The 19,442-nt window shown below is 56.0% G+C and carries 19 protein-coding genes and 1 tRNA gene; 1 reads left to right on the top strand and 19 read right to left on the bottom strand.

All coding sequences use genetic code 11. From position 1 onward, the window contains the following. Positions 1–226: 226 nt before the first annotated feature. From ET418_RS12430 to ET418_RS12385, 10 genes are all read right to left on the bottom strand, one after another. Positions 227–1,141, bottom strand: coding sequence for a type II secretion system F family protein (locus ET418_RS12430; RefSeq protein ID WP_149307941.1), 915 nt, complete (start codon positions 1,139–1,141; stop codon positions 227–229). A 9-nt stretch (positions 1,142–1,150) separates the two neighbouring features. Further along, a complete protein-coding gene (locus ET418_RS12425; protein ID WP_149307939.1) occupies positions 1,151–2,113 on the bottom strand; it encodes a type II secretion system F family protein in 963 nt (320 codons plus the stop codon). A 12-nt stretch (positions 2,114–2,125) separates the two neighbouring features. Continuing rightward, positions 2,126–3,439, bottom strand: coding sequence for a TadA family conjugal transfer-associated ATPase (locus tag ET418_RS12420; RefSeq protein ID WP_149307937.1), 1,314 nt, complete (start codon positions 3,437–3,439; stop codon positions 2,126–2,128). Between the two features lie 19 nt (positions 3,440–3,458). After that, positions 3,459–4,589 (bottom strand): CpaE/TadZ family protein, encoded by a 1,131-nt coding sequence (locus ET418_RS12415; RefSeq protein WP_149307935.1) that lies wholly within the window; start codon positions 4,587–4,589, stop codon positions 3,459–3,461. A 28-nt stretch (positions 4,590–4,617) separates the two neighbouring features. Beyond that, positions 4,618–5,805: a pilus assembly protein TadG-related protein gene (locus ET418_RS12410; protein ID WP_149307933.1), complete on the bottom strand. Its 1,188-nt coding sequence runs from the start codon at positions 5,803–5,805 to the stop codon at positions 4,618–4,620. After that, positions 5,784–7,205 (bottom strand): type II and III secretion system protein family protein, encoded by a 1,422-nt coding sequence (locus ET418_RS12405; protein WP_246153052.1) that lies wholly within the window; start codon positions 7,203–7,205, stop codon positions 5,784–5,786. The genes ET418_RS12410 and ET418_RS12405 overlap by 22 nt, the downstream gene beginning before the upstream one ends. 67 nt (positions 7,206–7,272) lie before the next feature. Continuing rightward, positions 7,273–8,193 carry a Flp pilus assembly protein CpaB gene (cpaB, locus tag ET418_RS12400; protein ID WP_149307930.1) on the bottom strand — a complete coding sequence of 307 codons (921 nt, stop codon included), beginning with the start codon at positions 8,191–8,193 and terminating at the stop codon, positions 7,273–7,275. Positions 8,194–8,217: 24 nt separating this feature from the next. Next, positions 8,218–8,688: a TadE/TadG family type IV pilus assembly protein gene (locus ET418_RS12395; protein WP_218043392.1), complete on the bottom strand. Its 471-nt coding sequence runs from the start codon at positions 8,686–8,688 to the stop codon at positions 8,218–8,220. A gap of 48 nt (positions 8,689–8,736) precedes the next feature. Continuing rightward, positions 8,737–8,925, bottom strand: a complete 189-nt coding sequence (locus tag ET418_RS12390) for a Flp family type IVb pilin (protein ID WP_218043391.1) — start codon at positions 8,923–8,925, stop codon at positions 8,737–8,739. Positions 8,926–9,072: 147 nt separating this feature from the next. Continuing rightward, positions 9,073–9,261, bottom strand: coding sequence for a Flp family type IVb pilin (locus tag ET418_RS12385; RefSeq protein ID WP_149307928.1), 189 nt, complete (start codon positions 9,259–9,261; stop codon positions 9,073–9,075). A 435-nt stretch (positions 9,262–9,696) separates the two neighbouring features. On the opposite strand from ET418_RS12385, the gene ET418_RS12380 reads away from it, so the two are divergent. Continuing rightward, positions 9,697–11,097, top strand: a complete 1,401-nt coding sequence (locus tag ET418_RS12380) for an ATPase (RefSeq protein ID WP_246153051.1) — start codon at positions 9,697–9,699, stop codon at positions 11,095–11,097. Positions 11,098–11,188: 91 nt separating this feature from the next. Here the strand turns inward: ET418_RS12380 and ET418_RS12375 are convergent, their stop codons facing one another. The 9 genes from ET418_RS12375 to pheT all read right to left on the bottom strand — a co-directional run bounded on the left by ET418_RS12375 (position 11,189) and on the right by pheT (position 19,413). Beyond that, complete coding sequence (locus ET418_RS12375) at positions 11,189–12,088, bottom strand: ABC transporter permease (RefSeq protein WP_149307926.1); 900 nt, start codon at positions 12,086–12,088, stop codon at positions 11,189–11,191. A 38-nt stretch (positions 12,089–12,126) separates the two neighbouring features. Next, positions 12,127–12,906, bottom strand: a complete 780-nt coding sequence (locus ET418_RS12370; RefSeq protein ID WP_149307924.1) for an ABC transporter ATP-binding protein — start codon at positions 12,904–12,906, stop codon at positions 12,127–12,129. 2 nt (positions 12,907–12,908) lie between these two features. Then, complete coding sequence (locus tag ET418_RS12365; RefSeq protein ID WP_149307922.1) at positions 12,909–13,922, bottom strand: ABC transporter substrate-binding protein; 1,014 nt, start codon at positions 13,920–13,922, stop codon at positions 12,909–12,911. Positions 13,923–13,995: 73 nt separating this feature from the next. Then, positions 13,996–14,478 (bottom strand): pyridoxamine 5'-phosphate oxidase family protein, encoded by a 483-nt coding sequence (locus ET418_RS12360; protein ID WP_149307921.1) that lies wholly within the window; start codon positions 14,476–14,478, stop codon positions 13,996–13,998. 3 nt (positions 14,479–14,481) lie between these two features. Beyond that, positions 14,482–15,750 (bottom strand): radical SAM protein, encoded by a 1,269-nt coding sequence (locus ET418_RS12355; RefSeq protein WP_149307920.1) that lies wholly within the window; start codon positions 15,748–15,750, stop codon positions 14,482–14,484. Positions 15,751–16,181: 431 nt separating this feature from the next. After that, positions 16,182–16,258 (bottom strand) — tRNA-Pro (locus tag ET418_RS12350). Positions 16,259–16,263: 5 nt separating this feature from the next. Further along, the gene (locus tag ET418_RS12345) at positions 16,264–16,617 is read right to left on the bottom strand and encodes a MerR family transcriptional regulator (RefSeq protein WP_149307919.1); all 354 of its coding nucleotides are present in this window, start codon (positions 16,615–16,617) and stop codon (positions 16,264–16,266) included. Positions 16,618–16,629: 12 nt separating this feature from the next. Further along, positions 16,630–16,923 carry an integration host factor subunit alpha gene (locus ET418_RS12340; RefSeq protein WP_149307918.1) on the bottom strand — a complete coding sequence of 98 codons (294 nt, stop codon included), beginning with the start codon at positions 16,921–16,923 and terminating at the stop codon, positions 16,630–16,632. A gap of 84 nt (positions 16,924–17,007) precedes the next feature. Next, entirely contained in the window at positions 17,008–19,413 is a 2,406-nt protein-coding gene (gene pheT, locus ET418_RS12335) for a phenylalanine--tRNA ligase subunit beta (protein WP_149307917.1), read from the bottom strand. Between the last annotated feature and the right edge of the window lie 29 nt (positions 19,414–19,442).

The following is a 19,442-nucleotide window of genomic DNA, read 5'->3' as shown; positions in this document are numbered from 1 at the left end:
TAGATTCAAAAGCAATCGCTTTATGAACAGCGCAACGGACAACGGTCCGGTAATAATCCATAGCAACCCCTGGACGGTTCGTCGGATACCGGTAGCGACGAACCGGCCAGGGGTAAATAGCTATTTCTTGCCCATCTTTACGTACAGCAGCGCCAGTTCCACAGCAATAACCAACAGTAGAATGCTATTGATATCCGGTCTCATGTGCATGCCCCCTTTCTGCGGATTATTTGAAAATCTGGCCGATCTTGATGATAGCCGGCCCCAACATCACAATAAGCAGTGCGGGGAAGATGAAAAAAACGAGCGGGAAGAGCATTTTGACGGCGGTTTTTGCCGCAGCCTCCTCCGCGATCTGACGCCGCCTGACCCGGAGTGAGTCGGAATGAATCCGCAACGCCTGGCTGAGGCTGGTGCCGAATCGTTCCGTCTGGATCAACATGGTCACGAATGCCCTCAGATCATCCTCGTTCGTTCGTTCAGCCATGTCGCGCAGGGATTCCGGCCGGGACTTACCGGCCCTGGTTTCCATGGCGGATATATTCATTTCCTCGGCCAGCGGGTTTCCCTTGAACTGCGGGTTCTCGCAGGCGCGCAGCATTGCTGCGTCAATGCTCATACCCGCTTCGACACAGATGGTCAGGAGATCGAGGATATCCGGCAGCGTCTGAAAAATGAGCAGTTTGCGTATCCGAGCCCTTCTCTGCACATAGAAACTCGGCAGGAGAAAGCCGATTATGGCCAGGGCCACCGTGACCAGCAGCATCTCCGGGTCGGCGACCTTGCCGGTCGGCGCCGTCACGAGTGTCATGAACAGGATGGGGAAAAGCAGAGTGAGGAGAACCTTGCAGCCAAAAAAGACAACCAGGCTCGATTTGCGATAACCTGCCGACACGAGCAACTTTTCGTATTTGGAACGATCCCTCCCATCTTGGGGGAGAACCGCCCCGAGGCGGGAGAGAAACCGGCCCAAAGGCGTTGGTTTAGCAATGAGTGTGGGGGCTTCAAACGACAGGGGCGTGACGACCAGTTTCGAAAGCCGCTCCTTGACGATCATGCGCCGAGAGACGTACCAATACAGAACGGTAGCGGTAATGAGGGCTATGGAGACAAAAACTGATCCGATGATCAACGTTATCATGGCGCCATCCTAGACCTTGATCGAGATAATTTTCTTGATCCATAGGAACCCGGAAAGTTGGGCGCAGATGGCGCCGATCAACAACTGGCTCCCGAGTTTTTCTTTGAACAGCACATCTTCATAACCGGGCATCATGATATTGAACATGAAAAAGGTAGCGATGGGGAGAGCGGCCAGGATGTATCCCGATAGCCTACCCTGGGCGGTGATGACCTGCACCTGCCTCTTGATCTTCAGGCGTTCCCGGATCGTCCCGGCCAGTTTGTCGAGAATCTCCGACAGATTCCCGCCTATATCGTTGTTGAGTTCAATGGAGGCCACAAAAAATCGCAAATCGATACTTTCCATGCGATCAGTCATGCCGGCCAGGGAATCGGTAATCCTGAGGCCGAGTTTTTGCTGTTCATAGGCGGTCTTGAAGAGATCGCGCAGCGGTTCATCCGACTCCTGGGCAACCAGTTCTATGGCACTGGTCAGGGAATGGCCGGCCCGCAGGGAACGGGAGATCATGCTCAGGGCATCGGGCAGTTGTTCGGTGAATTTGTCCTGCCGCCGCGCTTTTTTGAAATAGAGGAACATGAATGGGACCACAGCGGCCACGAGTGCCGCGCATACGGCAAAGATCAACCGGTGGGTAAACAGAAAGATTCCACAGAAAGAAACAGCCGGGAGAAGAATCACCAGCAGTATGAACATGGTCAGATCGATGGACACTCCGGCATGGTCCAGGAGCCGTCCGATGGCGCGACCGAAACGGAACATGGTCACCAACCGCTCGAATTGGGGTGTTTCTTTAATAATTTCCGAGCGCAGGTCCTCCGACATGGCATCGTCTACGCCCGTTTTGGCCATCCTGCGGAGCCGCCGTTTCAAGACCGCTTTCGGGGATTCCTGCGCCCGCAGGTAAGCGAGCACGAGCGCCGATACCAGCAGGAAAACCGCTACAAATGTGAAAAAAACGGCTAAGAGCATAGATTCTCCGTCTTATTCGAATATTTCGTTCGGCAGGTTTATTCCCGAAAGCTTGAACCGCTGCATGAAGTGCGGTCGGATTCCCGTCGCTTTGAAGGTGCCGATAACCTTGCCGTCAGCATCGACACCCTGCTGGTCAAAGACGAAGATATCCTGCATAACGACCGTGTTACCTTCCATACCCGTAATCTCGGCGATCTTGATGACCTTGCGCGACCCGTCCGGAAAACGCACCAACTGAATGAGGAGATTTATTGCCGACGATATTTGTTCACGAATCGCCTTGTCGGGGAGATCCATCCCGGCCATCATGACCATGGTCCCTAACCGGGACAGGGCGTCCCGGGGCGAGTTGGCGTGAATGGTGGAGATGGAGCCGTCATGGCCGGTATTCATGGCCTGCAACATATCCAGAGCCTCGCTGCTGCGCACCTCGCCGAGAACGATCCGGTCCGGCCTCATCCGCAATGCGTTCCGTACCAGGTCGCGCTGCGTGACCTCACCTTTCCCCTCGATGTTGGGGGGGCGAGTCTCCAGCCTGACCACGTGATCCTGTTTCATCTGCAATTCCGCGGAATCCTCTATGGTGACGATCCGCTCGATTTCCGGAATGTATTCGGAAAGCACGTTCAACATCGTGGTCTTGCCGGTGCCGGTACCTCCAGAGATGAGGATGTTCAAACGTGTCTTGACGCAATTTTGCAGGATAACGGCCATCCGCTCATCGACCGTGCCAAGGGCCATGAGATCGTTCATCTTCAGAGGATCGACTCCGAAGCGACGGATGGAAAGAACCGGCCCGTCGATTGCCAGGGGCGGGATAATGGCGTTGACCCGGGAACCGTCGGAAAGACGGGCGTCCACATAGGGCGAAGACTCGTCGATGCGCCTGCCGACGCGGGAAACGATGCGCTCGATTATTTGCATCAAATGGTTGTTATCGCGAAAAATAATATCTGTTTTCTGCAGCTTGCCCTTGCGTTCGATGTACACATTGCTGCAGTTGTTGACCAGGATGTCGGAGATTGAGGGGTCGGAGAGCAGCGGCTCCAGGGGGCCGAGCCCGAATGTCTCGTGTTGAATATCGACGAGCAGTTTCTCTTTTTCCGTTTGATTGAGCGGCACCCCTTCATTGGCAATCAGCCCCTCGATGATCGAACCTATTTCCCGCGTCAGGTCGCCGCTTCCCAGGTAATCGAGCTTGCTGATGTCGATGCGCTCGATGAGGCGGTGGTGGATCCGCTGCTTCAATTCCTGGAAAAAGACCAAATTCTTTTCAACAGGAAGTTTCTGATTTTTGGGTCCGAAATGGTCGTTGAAAATCATGAACAGGTCTCCTGCGGCATCAGCTGTTCAGCTGGGTGATAAGTTTGGCGATAGCAGCAGTGATCGGCGAACGCGGGTAAAGATTCACAACCGGCACCCCTTTGTTGATCGAGTCGATGACCGCCCCATATTCGTTGGGAATGGTTGCGAACACCTTGGTCCCAAGAACGTTTTCAGCGTCGCCGATCTTGATGTCTGCCTTGGGCAGATAGCGGTTTACCACTATCTTTACCGCGCTCCGCGCGATGCCTTTGTTTTCCAGCGCAGCAAGATAGCGGCGGACGTTTTTGAGCGCCGGCAGGGTCAGGACCGTATTGAAGAGCAGGTGGTCGGAATCCCTGAAGGTAATGAGGTTCGCTCCGAAAAGCGGCCCTCCGGTATCGATGACCACGTAGGAAAAAGCGCTTTTGAGGAAGGTGAGCACCTGGGTGATCTGCTCGGCGGTGATACTCAGGGTTTCTTCCACTTCAAGCGGCTCACTCAGCAGATAGATTCCTGACGCATGGCGCGTCATGCTGGCGCGGAGAAAGTCCGCGTCAAGGCGGTTCACGTTGTTGGTGACGCTGCTCAGGGTATACTTCGGGTCGATATCCAGAAAGGAGGCCACATCGCCGCAGAAGAGGTTGAAATCCACCAAAGCCACATTATCGTTGCCGGCGGCAAGAGTCGCGGCAAGGTTCACGGCAATGGTCGTCGTCCCCACCCCCCCCACCGGGTTGTATACCGATATGATCTTCCCCTGCCGCTGCGTAACCTGGCCGTTTGTCAATGGCGACAGGTTTTTCGCTACCTTCCGGAGCGCTTCGAACAATTCTGTTTTTGCGACCGGCTTCAGGAAATATTCGGAAGCGCCAGACCGCATGAGCCTGAGTATCCAGTCCGGGTTTTTCTCGGTGGTGGCGACAAAGATGGCGGTGGCGGGAAAGTGCGCTAAGATGTGCTGAACCTGTTCAGCCCCCACCTCCAGTTGTGCAACCCCCAGAATGACAACCGACGGATTGTTCGTCTGGACCAGCCGATACCCCTCGCTGAAGTCCCCGGTCGCCCCAACAAGTTTGACCTTGTCGCCATAGGGCAGGATCAGGCTTTCAATGGTTTCCCGCGTTTCACGGTCGGAATCGATAATGGCTATGGAGAGGTTTTGGGGCATGGATGAGCTTTCCGTATTGAGTTTATATTTATTTTACTAGATTCACTTTGGTGCCATACAGCAAGCTGGCATCGGCACAGCCGACACACATGATCCGGTCATACACAATATTGCCGTCCCAGGCATGAGTGCATTCACCAGCCCCATCCTTATAACCGGTGTAGCCGGCACTGCCATTGACGCAGATGGCCTGTATCCTGATCTTGGCATATCGGGTAACAAGTTTCGGGTCATTATTTGCTCCTGCAGCGCCGGGAGGACAACTCTCCGTAACCGGAACAATAACCCACCATTCGGTGACTTTGCCTGACACTATCGTCTTGTTGGTATTGTCGATATAGGGGTCGTACATGTTGGAAGCCATATCACGCATAACATTTGTGTCCTGCCCCATGGTGGTATAGATATCCTTGCCGCAAACATCCTGATTGGGCGCGCCGGTTCGTACCAGGTCAGAGAGCGCACTGGAAGAAGAGGGATTGCCCAGCAGCGTTGTCCAGGCGAACTTGTCGGCAGAGTTCAAACCACCGGGATCGGGGCTCGGCTGCGAGATTACGGTCTGTTGACATGCAGCCGGCCAGGTTGATGCATCGTTTAGGTCGAAGGTTGAAGTGCTCGGATCATAGTTACAAGCTCCGCATGCCTGGGAGCAAAACGACGTGTAATTTCCGGCCCTGGCAGGGATGGTGGCAATCGCCTGGGAAGCAGCCTCCATAGAATGCAATTCCGGCTGGATTTTCGCAAGGAAGGTGTTGACCGGTCCGGCAGGCGAATTGGCGGTGCGGCGGGTCCGCACCTGTATTGCATTGAAAATATTGGTGCCCGCCGCCCCTGGGGTATAGGTGCGAGTCAGACTGTCCCAATGACCGACTGTAATGTCATTGCCGTTGCTCAAGGTGTTGGAACCGTCAGAAGCAAGCTGAACGCTCGCGTTGGCGGCATTGTTTTTCTGGGCAAACGTCTGCACCTCTGTCCTGGAAAGAGCCTGGCTTGCATCGTGTGGGAGGCCCACCTGTTTCATTTTTTGAGCTCCGGCGAGTGCCCCGGCATCGGCGGCATTCTGCAACTGCGCCTTGGTAAGGTACATATAGCCGAGGTCGATGGCCAAGCCGGCGATCAGGATTAAAACCACGAGAGCAACGGCAATGTAGACGACCGCAACCCCACGCTCGTTGTGCAATGGGCTAAATTGTCCTATTCTCCGAGCGGCATCCATTTGAGCTCCCTCTCTTGTTCAGGGGTCAGTTTCCGGTCCGTGGGGAGTTCCGGCCGTACCCCCGGAGCCAGTGGTTTGACGATCTTCGGCGTGATGAAGAACACCAGTTCTTTTTCCGTGGTGCTGTCCTGGGTGGAACGAAAGAGCGCCCCCAGGATCGGGATATCACCCAAGAGTGGAATCTTGGACATGGTCTTGATCGCCTCTTCCTGAAGCAGGCCGGCCAGGACCAGACTCTCGCCGTCCTTCAACTCCACGCTCGTCTGCAAGGTTCTGGTATCAATGATGGGGTAGCCGTTCACCGCCAGGGTGCCGGAAAGGCTGCTCACCTCCGCCGGGTCCAACTTCAGGCTTATCAGGCCGTTCTCCAGGACCTCCGGCTTGAACTTCAGCTTGACCCCCACATCCTGAAAGACAATGGTTGTGGTTGTGGTCCCCCCGGAGGAGAGAAGGACGCTGTAGGGGATTTTGCTTCCTGCCAGGAAGTTCCCCTCCTGCCCGCTCTTTACCAGCATGTTGGGCTCGGCCAGGACCTTGGCATACCCCTTGGTCGCCAGTGCCTGCAACACCGCGCCGACACCACCGGGGAAATAGGCCGCACCGATCTGGAAGGCGTCAAGAGGGGAGTAACTTCCCAGGCCGGACGCACTTCCCGAAATACCGCCGGAACCGGAAGAAGATGAACCCGACGAGGAACCGCCAGAAGAGGGGACGCCGACCAGATTGGAGAACCCCTCGCCTTTGCTCCCCTTGATCATGAAACTGACCCCCATATTTTTCAGAGCGGTCTTGTCCATCTGGGCAACCTTCACCTGGAGCAGCACCTGCTGGGGATTGTCGATGACAATATGGTTGAGCACCTTGGGGGCGAACGCCTTGGCGGTGTTTTCGGCCTTGAGGCGGGTCTGGTCGTTGGCCACGCTGCCGGTCAGAATAACGGTATCGTTGGCAAACTGGACATTGATCGCATCATTGGGCGCCATTTCCTTCAATTGGGCCTCGATGGCCGAACGGTCGCCCGTAACCTTCACGTCATAGAATGTGGCTACAGGCTTTTCGTCCTTGTCGTCCTTTGTCCAGACAATCATGCTGGTGGTGCCGATCATGATGCCGTCCAGTTTCAGGTCATAGGGGGAGAGAACATCCAGGGTGACGAATTTGTTCGTGTTCGACGGCCCCGAATCCTGGGAGCGCCGCCGCTCCAGGTCGATCTTGTCCGACTTGGCCATGATATCGGCATCCTTCTCCTGATCGGACTTCCTCGTGTTGGCCAAGGTGACCAGCACCATCTTTTTGTTCAATTTCAACAGAGTGCTTTTGAAAAGCCCCACCTCCAGGGGGATGCCGGCCATGGCTGGGGAAACCAGCGCCACTGCCAGAAGAAGGCTCAAAACGGGCAAGAAACATCTCTGTTTGCGGAGTTTGATCATTGAAGCACCTCGTCCAGGAGTTGTCCACCATGGCGGATTATTGCAGCACGAATTCCTTGGTCGTACGGGCCCCCCCGTCGATCACCGTCACCTTGTGGCCCTGGGGTGCGGCGGGCAGTGGGCGAATTGCGGCTCTGGCCCCCTCCGGCGCTGCGCGCCGCACCGGACGACGGACCTGGGCAAGCTTGGCCTGAGCAGGCTTTGCTTGGGCAACCGCAATCACGGGTCGTTCAACGCCGCCGAGTACCGTACTTATGGTCGCCCCACCCTTGACATCCACCTGAGCCGTATCGATGATGTTTCTCAGGAGTAGCTGGAGAGACCCCTTGCGGGAGGCGTGCACCAGCTTTTCCGAATCTTCCGGGGTAAGGTCCATGGTTACGGTGGGGACGAGAACCGGCTTGCCGTCTTTTTGGTCGGTGATCTGGCCGGTTGCCAGAACCGGTACATTCTGCAGAATAATCTTCGTAACCATCTCGTTGGAATTGTTGGGAATCTGGGTGGTCAACACCACGTCGACCCGGTTATTAGGGGCAATGAAGCCCGCCACGCCGGCGACTTCGTTCACGCCGACCGTAACAGCTCGATGCCCCTGAGGAATAATGTACGTCATGACGCCGGTGGCGGCCGCACTCCCCTCCTTCGGCATCAGCTTCTGTTCGGTAATCGCATCGCCGGCACTCAGGTTGCGAATCGCAACCCTGTTGACGAGAGACTTGGCGTCGGTAAAGCTCCCGGCCGGGACATTATCCTTTGGCCAACCTGCCGGTTTGAGATGGGTTTCGTTCAGTTTCGTGCCGATCGGTATATCACCTGCCGCGACCATGATGACAAAGCTGGATGCCTGTTTGGTCTTCAGGCTCTCCTGCTTCAAATAGGAGTAAACGCCCCAGGAAGCTACCCCTGCAAACACCAGGGCAATGAGCGTTACCATGGTTACTGCTTGTGATCTGTTCATGGTTCCTCCGGGGAGTGCGGAAATTTATTGTTCATAACGCATCGTCGCCTGAGCCACGATCGTCGTATAATTTTTAAAGGGAAAATAGAAATGTGGAACTATGGTATTGAATTTCAGGTTCGCCTGAACTTTAATCGTTTTATCAATTCCGCTTAATGGCGGCGAAATGGGTGTTACTTGGACAGCGGTAATCAAGGTAGTATTTTGCCACGAAGAGGGGACTGCGCTATAGGTCCAGAAACGAATTGTGTCCTGATTCCAACTGGTGTTGACGGCGGCTTTTCGTGCAGCGTGCCGCACCGCATTGGTCAGCGTGTTTTTCATGTAGAAAGCCCTGCCGAATTCGATGACCCCAAGGATCAACAGCAACAGAATGGGGAGGATCAGAGCGAGTTCAACGAGGGCCTGTCCTTTGGAACCACGGATTCGATGCAGGCATGGGGGGAGACAGATCATTGCAGCCCTCTCGGCAACATGGGTTACAGGGGGGGGCATGCCCCCCCCTTCATCGCAAAAGCTCACATGAATGCAACCATCAGGGGGTTACGGTTTTGCAAGCTGGCTGGTAGCGTTGCTGTAAGTATTGCTAACGGCGGTGCCCAGGTATTTCATGGCAACGAGCGCCGCCAGGGCGATCAGTACAATAATCAACGCGTATTCCACCAAGGTCTGGCCTTTTTCAGTCTTGATACGCGTCAACAGGCTGATAATAAACAATTTGATCGTGTCCATAGAAGCATCCTCCTTTTTTATGTGGTGCTGCAGTCAAGACGTATAAATCTTTTGTAATCATAACGGCCCCGCATGACTGAGTCATGTTGGCATTTTTGCGTACAAAAGGGGGCCATTTCGCTGAATGCCAGGTGAGAATGCGGCTTATTACGGATTAGCCAAGCTGCTTGCGGCATTGCTGTAGGAATTGCTTACGGCGGTGCCCAGATATCTCATGGCAACAAGTGCCGCCAGGGCGATCAATACGATTATTAGGGCGTATTCCACCAAGGTCTGGCCTTTTTCGTTCTTTGCACGGGTCAACAGATTAAAGATGAGCAATTTGATCGTATCCATAGCGACTCCCTCCTGTTTTGTTTACAAAGCAAATTATAATTAGTTTCTGTTTACCACCGTTTCAAGGTGTGTCAACCACATTCAAATAATTTTATAAAAATATTGAAATGAAAATTTAATTACATATAATTGTATTTAATGAATTCAATTGTTTTTCTCTGCAATATTAAAAATTATCTATTTTGCAAAACAAGTGCCACTTTATAACATGCTAATTTAATTGAAACATAATTAAATTACGTTAAAAACAGATGTGGTTTTGTAAATTTTTCCGACAATAGTGTCGGCATCGTATACATCTTGAAGTAACCTGTAAGAGACTGAGGGAGGATGGTAAAGCTGGGACGGCGCGCAGTGCATCGACGTAGCAACAAGAGGGGTTATGGCGATTGTAATGGGACGTTATAGTCAGTACTCAGGGAAAGGAGCACCGGTATGCCTGAACGGGATATGAAGCGATGGATTGAATCCTTGGAGATTCCCGCCGCTGAGATGAAAAAGGCTCATATGCGCCAACTCCTGCATGGCGGCAAGCTGACCGAAAGCCTGTTGACGCTCGGCCTTATTTCCAGCAAGCAGTTGATCGAATTCGAGCTGCAGATTCCCAAGCCACCAACGACTATTGAGAGGACTGGCTTGCAGCTCACCTTTATTACCGATTTGGCAACGAAGCACATCCTGTTCATGGGAGAATTCGACCAGCAAGAGTTGGCGGAACGGGTCTGCCTGCCGGTCAATCTTGTCGATAAGGTGATGGAACAACTGCGCCGGGCAAAGCTTGTGGAGGTTCTTGGCGCTGGTGGATACTCTTCGGGGACCTACAGATACCTGATTACCGATGCCGGGAAAAAACGTGCCCAGGAGTTGCTGGATATCTGCCGCTATGTCGGTCCGACTCCCGTTTCCCTTAGTGACTACGTCACGATGGTGGATGGCCAGACCATCCGTCTGGTCGCGATTGATCAGCAGCAGATTAATGAGGCGTTTGCCCACCTGGTTGTCAGCCCGCAACTCCTTACAACCATCGGGCCGGCAATCAGTTCCGGCAGGTCGATATTTCTCTATGGCCCGTCAGGAAACGGCAAGACGGCCATTGCCGAAGCGATCGGCAGGGTCTTTCAGGACCCCATTTTTGTCCCGCACGCGCTCTATGTGGCCGGACAGATAATTACGGTCTACGATCCGGTCACCCACTTCCCGGTCAGCGACGAAGACCAAGAACCGCGTGCCGACCGGCGCTGGATACGGGTAAAACGCCCTGTCGTCATGGCTGGCGGTGAGTTGACGTTGAGTATGCTCGACCTCACCTTCAATCAGGTGACAAAGTATTATGAAGCGCCGCTACAGATGAAAGCCAATAACGGTATTTTCCTCATTGATGACTTCGGCAGGCAGCAGGTCGAGCCCAGAATCCTCCTCAACCGCTGGATAGTCCCCCTTGAAAGGCGAGTTGACTTCATGGGCCTGCACACAGGGATGAAATTCACTATCCCCTTCGATCTGCTGGTCCTATTCGCCACTAATATCGAGCCGGGAGAGTTAGTCGATGAGGCATTCTTGCGGCGCATACGTTACAAGGTCCGCATCGACCATCCTACCATCGCTGAATATGAGGATATTTTCAAAAGGGTCTGTGAGGTCAACGGGATTGAATTCCAGCCGCCTGTCTTCAGCTATCTGACCAATGAATTGTACGGAAAATCGCCGAACCCGATGGCGGCCTGCCATCCGCGCGATATTATTGATCACCTCGTCGATCAGGCCCGATTCCACAAAACCAAGCCCGTATTGACAAAAGAGGCCCTCGATCAGGCATGGAAAACCTATTTTGTATAACTTTCATTATTAAGGATTTTTATCGTTTCCACCACTCGTTGCCAACGGGTGAAGCTTGGAAGGGGTTCGCGATTTCCTGTAGAAGAGAGATTCATGCCGCGCTGCGAATTTTTACGTTCCTGCCGCCGCTGCTCTTCATCCCCCATTTGACGACCGTGGCCCGCTCAAGCCGGTCGAAGATCAGATTCTCGACCGCTATGCCGATCAGGATAACGGTTATCAAACCGGCAAAAACCGAGGGAATATCCAACTGCTGTTTGTTCTCGTAGATAAACCAGCCGATGCCGCCGCTCCCGGAACTAACGCCGAAGACCAGTTCCGCCGCAATAAGCGTCCGCCAGGCAAAGGCCCAGCCGTTGCGCAGCCCGGTCAGAAGCGAGGGGAACGCCGCCGGTATCAGGATGACGGCGGCATAGCGGATGCCGCTGAGGCCGTAGTTGCGCCCTACCATGCGGATCGTCCCGTTGACCGCCGAGAATCCCCCGTGGGCGCTCAGGGCCACCGGCCAGAGAACCGCATGAATCAGAACAAAGATGATGCTCCCGTTGCCCAGGCCGAACCAGAGCAGGGCCAGCGGCAGGAGTGCGATGGCGGGCAACGGGTTGAACATGGAGGTGCAGAGTTCCAGGAGATCGGAGCCGAGTCGCGTCATTGTGGCGACCATGGCGAGAATCAACGCCAGGAGTACCCCGATGCCGTATCCGGTCAAGAGTATTTTGAATGAGGTGACGATGCGGGCCGGCAGTCCGCCGCTTCCGACGGCATCTACCAGCGCCTGTAGTGTGGCGCTGAAGGTCGGCACCATGAGCGGGTTCGCCAGCCGCGCCGCGTACCACTCCCAGAGCGCGCAGAGCAGGATCAGAAGCCCCGCCCTCCGAACCCACCCCCTGTCCCACAGTTGAGCCAGTATGCCGGGGCCGGTGGAGGGACTCCCCTCGTGCATCGCTGTTCCCCGCACGGTCATTTCTACCGCGGTACTATCTGTTTTCATGGTGCGCTCCTCGTGATGTGCTGCGGCAACCAGGGAGATTAGATCACGTAATCCGGAGCGTCCCGAAACAAGACCTGCCTGATCCGCTCCGCAATTTCCGGGTGAGCCCCGGCGGCCGCCTGCAACTGCTCCGCCTCGATGATCTCCTCCACCCGCCCGGGGTGAGGGGACATCACGACGATCCTGCTGCCGAGCAGCAGCGCCTCTTCGATGGAGTGGGTCACGAACAGCATGGTGAACTGGTATTCGCTCCAGAGTTCCAACAGCTCATCCTGCATCCGTCTGCGCGACAGGGCGTCCAGGGCGGCAAAGGGCTCGTCCATCAGGATGATCTCCGGTTTCATGGCCAGGCAGCGGGCGATGGCCACCCGTTGTTTCATCCCCCCCGACAGGGTATGGGGGTAGGCATCGGCGAATTGCTCCAGATGGACCGTCCGGATCGCCTCCAGGGCGCGTTCATGCGCCTCCCCCTTGGGCAGGGTGCGGCTGGCGAGCAGCCCGAAGGCCACGTTCTCCCGCACCGTTTTCCAGGGAAGCAGCTGATCGAATTCCTGGAACACCATCACCCGGTCCGGTCCGGGGCCCGCCACCTGTCTGCCGTTCAGGGTGATATCCCCCTCGCTGGGGGCAAGAAACCCGCCCACGGCCTTGAGAAGCGTCGATTTTCCGCACCCGGAGGGTCCCAGAAGCACGACCCGGTCGCCCCGGCTCACCTGGAATTCCACCTTATCGGTGGCGGTGACGATGCCGTTCTGGTCGCGGTAGCGTAGCGTGACCCCCTTGACGGACAGTAAAGGCGTATCCGCAACGGCAGCCATGGTCAGCTCCCCTTGGTGGCGTGGACGTTGGGGAAGAACAGATCCTTCCAGTCCCTTGGCCTGCTCTTGATCGTCCCGGTATGGTACATGAAATCGGAAAACCTGGTGATATTGTGCGGTGTGACCGTATAGCTCACGGTCGGCTGGTTGATCTCCTTGAGCAGGTCATCCAGGCTCTCCTTGGTCTTGCTGGCCTCGCGGTAGATCTCCGCCGCGGCCCGCCTGTTCTTGTTGATGTAGGCGGTCGCCTCTTCCTGCGCCGCAAAGACCGCGGCATAGATCTTCGGGTTTTTGTCGTGGAAGGCTTTGGTGGTGGCAAAGACATTGAAGGTGTGCGGCCCGCCGAGGACCGTGTAGGAGTTGAGCACCGTCCTGACCCGCTTGTCGTCCAGCTCCTGGAACATGAACGGCGGGCTGGTGAGATGGCCGGTGACCTCCGACTTGCCGGACAGGAGCGCCGCCATGGCGTCAGGATGCTTCATGGTCACCGTCAGCTTGTCCAGCTTGGAAAAATTATTCTGGCCGAATTCCTTTGCCGCCGCCATCTGCAGGATGATGGCCTGGATCGAGACCTTCACCGCCGGCAGGGCGATACGGTCCTTGGCGGTGAAGTCCCGGATCGTCTTTACCGCCGGGTTGTTCGTATTCAGGTAGTTCGGCGAGGAGATCAGGGCCGAGACCCCCTTGACGGCGCCCTTGGACTTGTCCCACAACAGGATCATCGGCGCCACTCCCGAAGAGATGTAATCGACGCTCCCGGAGAGGAGCGCGTCATTGGTCGCGCTACCGCCCCCCAGGGTTGCCCAGGTGACTTTGATATCGCCGAGACCGGCCGCCTTGGCATGCTTTTCTATCAGACGCTGCTTTTCCATGATGATCAGCGGCAGGTAGCCGAGGCCGTACTGCTTGGCCAGCCGTACCTCCTTGACCTCGGCCGCGGCATTGAACGGCACGGCAGCGAGGCCGACGAGCGCCAGCGCCGTGATGGCGACGAATGTGTACATGCTCTTTCCCATGTGTGCAGCTCCTTATGGTTGGAATGGTTCAGAATACAACAGGAGATGGCCGATAGCGGGGTAGCCGCGTTCGTTACGGCGTATCGACATGGCGTACCGCCAGGCGGTCCAGATGCAGATGAAACGGATGCAGCGCCTCTTCCCGCTCCTTGCGCACGGCATAGGTTTCATCGCGGATCTGCTCCGGCTCGATCAACCAGACCGCCGCCAGGTCGGCATCGCCCAACCGGGCGCGGACCTCGCGGTAATACTCGCTGAACAGCGGGCCCGAAACGAGCGCCTTGTACGTTCGCCCCGTCGTGACCAGCACCCGGTTATCGCTCCCGGCTAAGGTGACGGACACCGGACGTTCGAACCAGATGCTGCGCAGCAGGTTGCGGTGGGTTGCGGATGTTTCCAGAAGTTCGAGATGCACCAGGCGCCCATCAGCGTCGAGCCTGAGAAAAGGGCTCGGCACGCTGTGGGGTGCGCCGTTTTCATCCAGGGTGGCGATGCTGGCGACGGTGGCGGGTTCTTTCAGCAGCGATCCGATTGCGTTCCGTAAATCTTCAGACATGGTTTATTCCTCCCACAGCGGCAACAGCCGGGACAGATCGGTGTCGGGATGATTGCCGCAGTTGCGGTAGCTGTCATGCTCGATGGGGAGCCGGTATTTCACCCGCAGGGCGTGCAGGCCGCGGGCCAGGCGGATGTAATAGTCCAGCGAGGCGTTTTTGTAGGCGCCCAGCGCCGTATCCGGCCGGGGCGACCAGACGATGAGCACCGTGCTCACCCCCTGCCGGGCCAGATCCTCTGCCTCGGACAGGGTCCGCTCCAGGGCCTCGTCCTCACTGCGAAATCCGTGGGGACCAGCCAGTTCGATGCCAGCCACCAGGCCGGTGTTCACCCTGCCCGGCCCGAATATCTCCACCGCATCCACCAGCCGCTTTTTCCACTCGCGATACCCGATCCATTCCGCTTTGCCGGGGCAATGTTGGTTGAACAGCTCCTCGTTCAGCACCTCGATGTCGGAGGTGTAGCTGGTCAGGCCGGTTTCGGCATAGAGCCTCTTCAACTGCTCCTTCTCGAACGCCGTGCCGATCAACTGGCTGGGAAACTTGTGGGTGCGGAAATTTTTGCCGACCTCTTTCAGGATGGCGATATAGTAATCGATCTCGTCATCAAAGGGGCGCGACCCACCGACGATGGAGCCGGAGGTCAGAAAGACCGTCGAAAACCGTCCCTCCTCCTTCAGCGCCTCGCCGATCACCGCCCCCACCTCGACCGGATCGAGCCGCGCCGGGATCTTGAGCTCCCTGCTCCCTTTTTTCAGTTGGGTGACGATATCGCAGAAGGCGCACCCCTTGCCGTTATTCCAAAAGGTGCAATAACGGTACGGAAAGATGTTCAGCCGCTGGGGACGGGCGCTGACGATATTCTTCATCGGCACGCCGGAACTGCTGTCTTTGGCATAAAATGCCGGGGCGGGCCAGTAATCCACCTCTTCCAGCGCCACTCCCGCATCGAACAGCCAGGGCCGGCCGTCGTGCAGATCGACAACATACGGGTTCTCTTCCGGCGGCGTCGGTGTCGTGATGATCGAGGTGCCGTCCCGCAGGAGCAGCGACTCGGGCCTGAGGGCGATCACCCCGTCGCGGGTGCCGAAGATATGGGTCCCGGTGGTCTGGTGCTTTTCCGGATCGAGATAGGAGACCGCCTCTTCGGTGTAGTGCACACCCCGACGCTGTACATCGGTCTTGAGGATAATCAGGCGCGGTACGTCCGGGTAGCGGCGAACGGCATCCTCCAGGGGCGTCCCGGGAATTTTTCTTGCCAGGGCAAGAGTCATGACATCACTCCTTTCTCGTCAAACGGTCACCAGTGGATACAACAAAAAAAGAGGTCAAGGAGAGAGCGCGCTTCGCTCGTTCCTTGACCTCCAGTTTTTCTGGTCAGTCGTTGGAATACTGCGGTGTGATCCTGGGGACATTCCCCGGTATCATCACATGTAATGGGGAAAATCTAGCAAATCGGATACGGGGTGTCAATCAAATAATATAATTTCTATAAATTTTATATACCACCAGGGACGACACCCATCATAACCCGAAGGTCATAAATAGCAGAGAAGCCTGGTTATAGAAAACTTTCGCACTACCACGTCAGAACCTTCGTCCCTGTCTCTAATCCGTCCAGAACATAGATTGGGCAACACAAAAAGAAAAAGCCCCGGAAATTCCGAGGCTTTTTGACTTATCCGGATGGTACCGGACTTTTAAATGGTCGGTGCGACTGGATTCGAACCAGCGACCACTAGACCCCCAGTCTAGTGCGCTACCAGGCTGCGCTACGCACCGCTATGCTACATCTGATTCCGCAAGAGCAAAAGCTCATCTCTGATATTCCGCAACAGCAGGAGGTACTTTTCCTGGGGGGCTGTCGGGAGCTGTTCATCAGCAGCGATGATCCTGCCCTTTGGGGTTATTCTTCTCTTTACACCTTCAATGGTAAACTTCTCGTCGTACAGCAACCGGCGGACCAGGAGAATGATGTCTACTTCCCGTTTGGAATACAGCCGTTGTCCGGTGGTGCTCTTCTCAGGTGACAAAAACTCGAACTCAGTCTCCCAGAAACGGAGTACCGAAGTCTTTACGCCCGCCATCTGGGCAACCTCGCCGATCTTGTAGTACAGTTTGTCGGGGAAGGTGGTGCCCATAACAGTGTATGCTTATTTGGCCTCTTTCGCGACAGTATTGATCGCGTTTTTTAGAACCTGACTCGGTTTGAAAGTAAGGATGCGCCGAGCATCAATGGTAATGGTTTCCCCGGTTTGCGGATTGCGCCCTCTCCGGTCAGCCTTCCGCTTGACAACGAAATTGCCAAACCCTGCTATCTTAATCTTTTCACCATCCTCCAAGGTGCTCTTCAGGATGCTGAAAACGGTTTCAACCATTTCAGCGGACTCCTTTTTCGAGAACCCGATTTTCTGGTGAATTTTTTCTACGATGTCGGCTTTGGTCATAACAACCTCAATCTGCTAAGTTCTACGGCTTCTTTACAAAGGGCAATTTTTATAACATAGGGAACGGCATTACGCAACAGGTTTTTATCTTATTGATACTTTTACCTTATTCAAAAGGCTGTCAACAATCTTCCCATGCACTCTTCCGGTCTCGTCATCGGTGAGCGTGCGCTCATATGAGCGGTAGCGGATGCGGACAGCGATGCTCTTGAACCCGTCCGGGATGCCCTTCCCCTGATACACGTCAAAGATGTCAACTTGTTCAACCTCTTTGGCCTTGACGCTGTGGATGCACTCAACGATCTTTTCCACCGGCAGTTCCACGGGGGCCAGCATGGCAATATCACGTGTGCTGTCCGGAAAACGGGAGGGGGCCGAAATAGTCCGTTTCTGCCGTGCCAGGGTCAGCATCTTTTCAAAATCAAGCTCAAAACAATAGACCGGCTTATCCAGGCCAAAATTATCCTGAACCGTGGGATGCAGTTCACCGACCGATCCGATCCTCTCCCTGCCGGCTACGATGCTGCATGATTTACCGGGATGATAAAACGGCTCCGGCGCATCGGCCACCCACTTCACACCGCCGATGCTCAACTGGTTGAGCAGGTTTTCTATGATACCCTTGGCATCGTAGAAATCGACCGCCTCATTGGCGCGACTCCACCCCAGCCCGTCGCGTGAGCCGGTCAGGGCTCCCACCACATAAAGCGGCTCGTGCGGCATCTCCTCACCCGGAACGGGCAGATACACCCGGCGCATCTCAAAGAGCTTCAGGTCAAGCGAGCGAAAGCTGATGTTGCGGGCAACCGTTTCGAGAACACCGGGCAAAAGGGTGGTACGCATGACCGACTGTTCATCCACCAGGGGGTTGGCCAGACGGATCGTGCTCCGCCGCGAATCATCCACGGGGAGCAGCAGTTTATCTGCGGCACCCGGTGCAGTAAAGCTGAAATTGATGATCTCGTTCATGCCGTGCTTGACAAGGATATCCCTGACGCTCTTCTCAAGCTGCTGGTGCCGCGTCGGGCGGTCCGAGACGACGCGCGCCAGCGGCAGGGTCGCGGGAATATGGTCGAAGCCGTTCAAGCGGGCAATCTCTTCTACCAGATCAATCTCGCGCTCCAGGTCGATCCGGTAGCTGGGCGGCACCACCGCCAACGCCCCTTCGGGTAGTTCCTTTACAGCGCATTCGAGCCGCTTGAGGATGCCAATGGCCTCCTCCCGCGGCAGATCGATCCCGATCATGGCGTTGGCGCGTTCCGGGCGGAATATGATCGTTTCCGGCTCGCGCCTGCCGAGATAGACATCGAGGCTTCCCTTGGCCACCTGGCCACCGGCAAGTTCCATAATCAACGACGCAGCCCGGTCAAGGGCATGGATCACACCGCCGATATCGACTCCGCGCTCGAAACGATGGGAGGACTCCGTATGCAGGCCAAGCCGCTTACTGGTTTTACGGATCGCTGACGGCAGAAACCAGGCGCTCTCGAGCAGAATGTTCGTGGTGGTATCGGCAATTTCGGAGTTTTCGCCCCCCATGACGCCAGCCAGGGCGACCGGCCGCTCGGCGTCGCAGATGACCAGATCGTCGCCGGTGAGGGTACGCTGCTGGCTGTCCAGTGTTGTAAAACGCTCTCCTTCGCCGGCGCGACGCACCACAATCCGCTGCCCGGCCAGACGATCGCAGTCAAAGGCGTGCAGTGGCTGCCCCAGCTCCATCATCACCAGGTTGGTGACGTCCACAACGTTGTTGATGGACCGCACACCAATGGCGTTGAGCCGTTTCACCAGCCACTCGGGAGAGGGAGCTATGCGGCAGCCGCTCAGATAGCGCGCGGCATAGCGCGGACAATATTCGGCGTCTTCGACCGTTACGCTGATGTTTTTGTCGACCGGCTCATCAGACTCCTTGATCGCGTTTTCAGGACAGCGGATCTTTTGTCCCAGTTTGGCGGCAATCTCGCGGGCAATGCCCACGGCACTGAGACAGTCGGCACGATTGGGGGTCAGGCCGATCTCAAGAAGGGTGTCCTTCAGACCCAGGGCGGCAAAGATCGGAGTGCCGAGCTTCAGGCCGGCAGGCAGGACCATGATGCCGGCGCTTTCCGCGGACAGCCCCAATTCCTTTTCCGAGCAGAGCATGCCGCAGGATTCTTCGCCGCGGATCTTGGAACGTTTGATTTTGAAATCGCCCGGAAGTGTTGCGCCGATCTTGGCCAAGGCAACCGTGTCGCCCTGTTTGAAGTTCTGGGCGCCGCAGACCACGTCCAGCACCTCGGTGCCGCTATTCACCCGGCAGAGGGAGAGTTTGTCGGCGTTGGGGTGTTGTCGCTTTTCCTCGACCACCGCCACCACGACATCGTCCATCCCCTCGCCAAGCTTCTCCATCCCCTCCACCTCGAGGCCGAGCATGGTAAGCAGATCGGCCAACTGATCGGGGGTGAGATCAAAATCGACGAATTCCTTGAGCCAGTTATAGGTAACATTCATATCAGGACACCTAAATCGGTTGGATTCAA

The organism is Oryzomonas rubra (assembly GCF_008369015.1).
GTDB lineage: Bacteria > Desulfobacterota > Desulfuromonadia > Geobacterales > Pseudopelobacteraceae > Oryzomonas > Oryzomonas japonica.
This window is presented reverse-complemented; position numbering and strand designations above follow the sequence as displayed.

Coding starts and splice junctions, on each gene's coding strand:
- ET418_RS12430 (WP_149307941.1), bottom strand. CDS start 1,141: ATGATAACGTTGATCATCGGATCAGTTTTTGTCTCCATAGCCCTCATT.
- ET418_RS12425 (WP_149307939.1), bottom strand. CDS start 2,113: ATGCTCTTAGCCGTTTTTTTCACATTTGTAGCGGTTTTCCTGCTGGTA.
- ET418_RS12420 (WP_149307937.1), bottom strand. CDS start 3,439: ATGATTTTCAACGACCATTTCGGACCCAAAAATCAGAAACTTCCTGTT.
- ET418_RS12415 (WP_149307935.1), bottom strand. CDS start 4,589: ATGCCCCAAAACCTCTCCATAGCCATTATCGATTCCGACCGTGAAACG.
- ET418_RS12410 (WP_149307933.1), bottom strand. CDS start 5,805: ATGGATGCCGCTCGGAGAATAGGACAATTTAGCCCATTGCACAACGAG.
- cpaB (WP_149307930.1), bottom strand. CDS start 8,193: ATGAACAGATCACAAGCAGTAACCATGGTAACGCTCATTGCCCTGGTG.
- ET418_RS12395 (WP_218043392.1), bottom strand. CDS start 8,688: ATGCCCCCCCCTGTAACCCATGTTGCCGAGAGGGCTGCAATGATCTGT.
- ET418_RS12390 (WP_218043391.1), bottom strand. CDS start 8,925: ATGGACACGATCAAATTGTTTATTATCAGCCTGTTGACGCGTATCAAG.
- ET418_RS12385 (WP_149307928.1), bottom strand. CDS start 9,261: ATGGATACGATCAAATTGCTCATCTTTAATCTGTTGACCCGTGCAAAG.
- ET418_RS12380 (WP_246153051.1), top strand. CDS start 9,697: ATGCCTGAACGGGATATGAAGCGATGGATTGAATCCTTGGAGATTCCC.
- ET418_RS12375 (WP_149307926.1), bottom strand. CDS start 12,088: ATGAAAACAGATAGTACCGCGGTAGAAATGACCGTGCGGGGAACAGCG.
- ET418_RS12370 (WP_149307924.1), bottom strand. CDS start 12,906: ATGGCTGCCGTTGCGGATACGCCTTTACTGTCCGTCAAGGGGGTCACG.
- ET418_RS12365 (WP_149307922.1), bottom strand. CDS start 13,922: ATGGGAAAGAGCATGTACACATTCGTCGCCATCACGGCGCTGGCGCTC.
- ET418_RS12360 (WP_149307921.1), bottom strand. CDS start 14,478: ATGTCTGAAGATTTACGGAACGCAATCGGATCGCTGCTGAAAGAACCC.
- ET418_RS12355 (WP_149307920.1), bottom strand. CDS start 15,750: ATGACTCTTGCCCTGGCAAGAAAAATTCCCGGGACGCCCCTGGAGGAT.
- ET418_RS12345 (WP_149307919.1), bottom strand. CDS start 16,617: ATGGGCACCACCTTCCCCGACAAACTGTACTACAAGATCGGCGAGGTT.
- ET418_RS12340 (WP_149307918.1), bottom strand. CDS start 16,923: ATGACCAAAGCCGACATCGTAGAAAAAATTCACCAGAAAATCGGGTTC.
- pheT (WP_149307917.1), bottom strand. CDS start 19,413: ATGAATGTTACCTATAACTGGCTCAAGGAATTCGTCGATTTTGATCTC.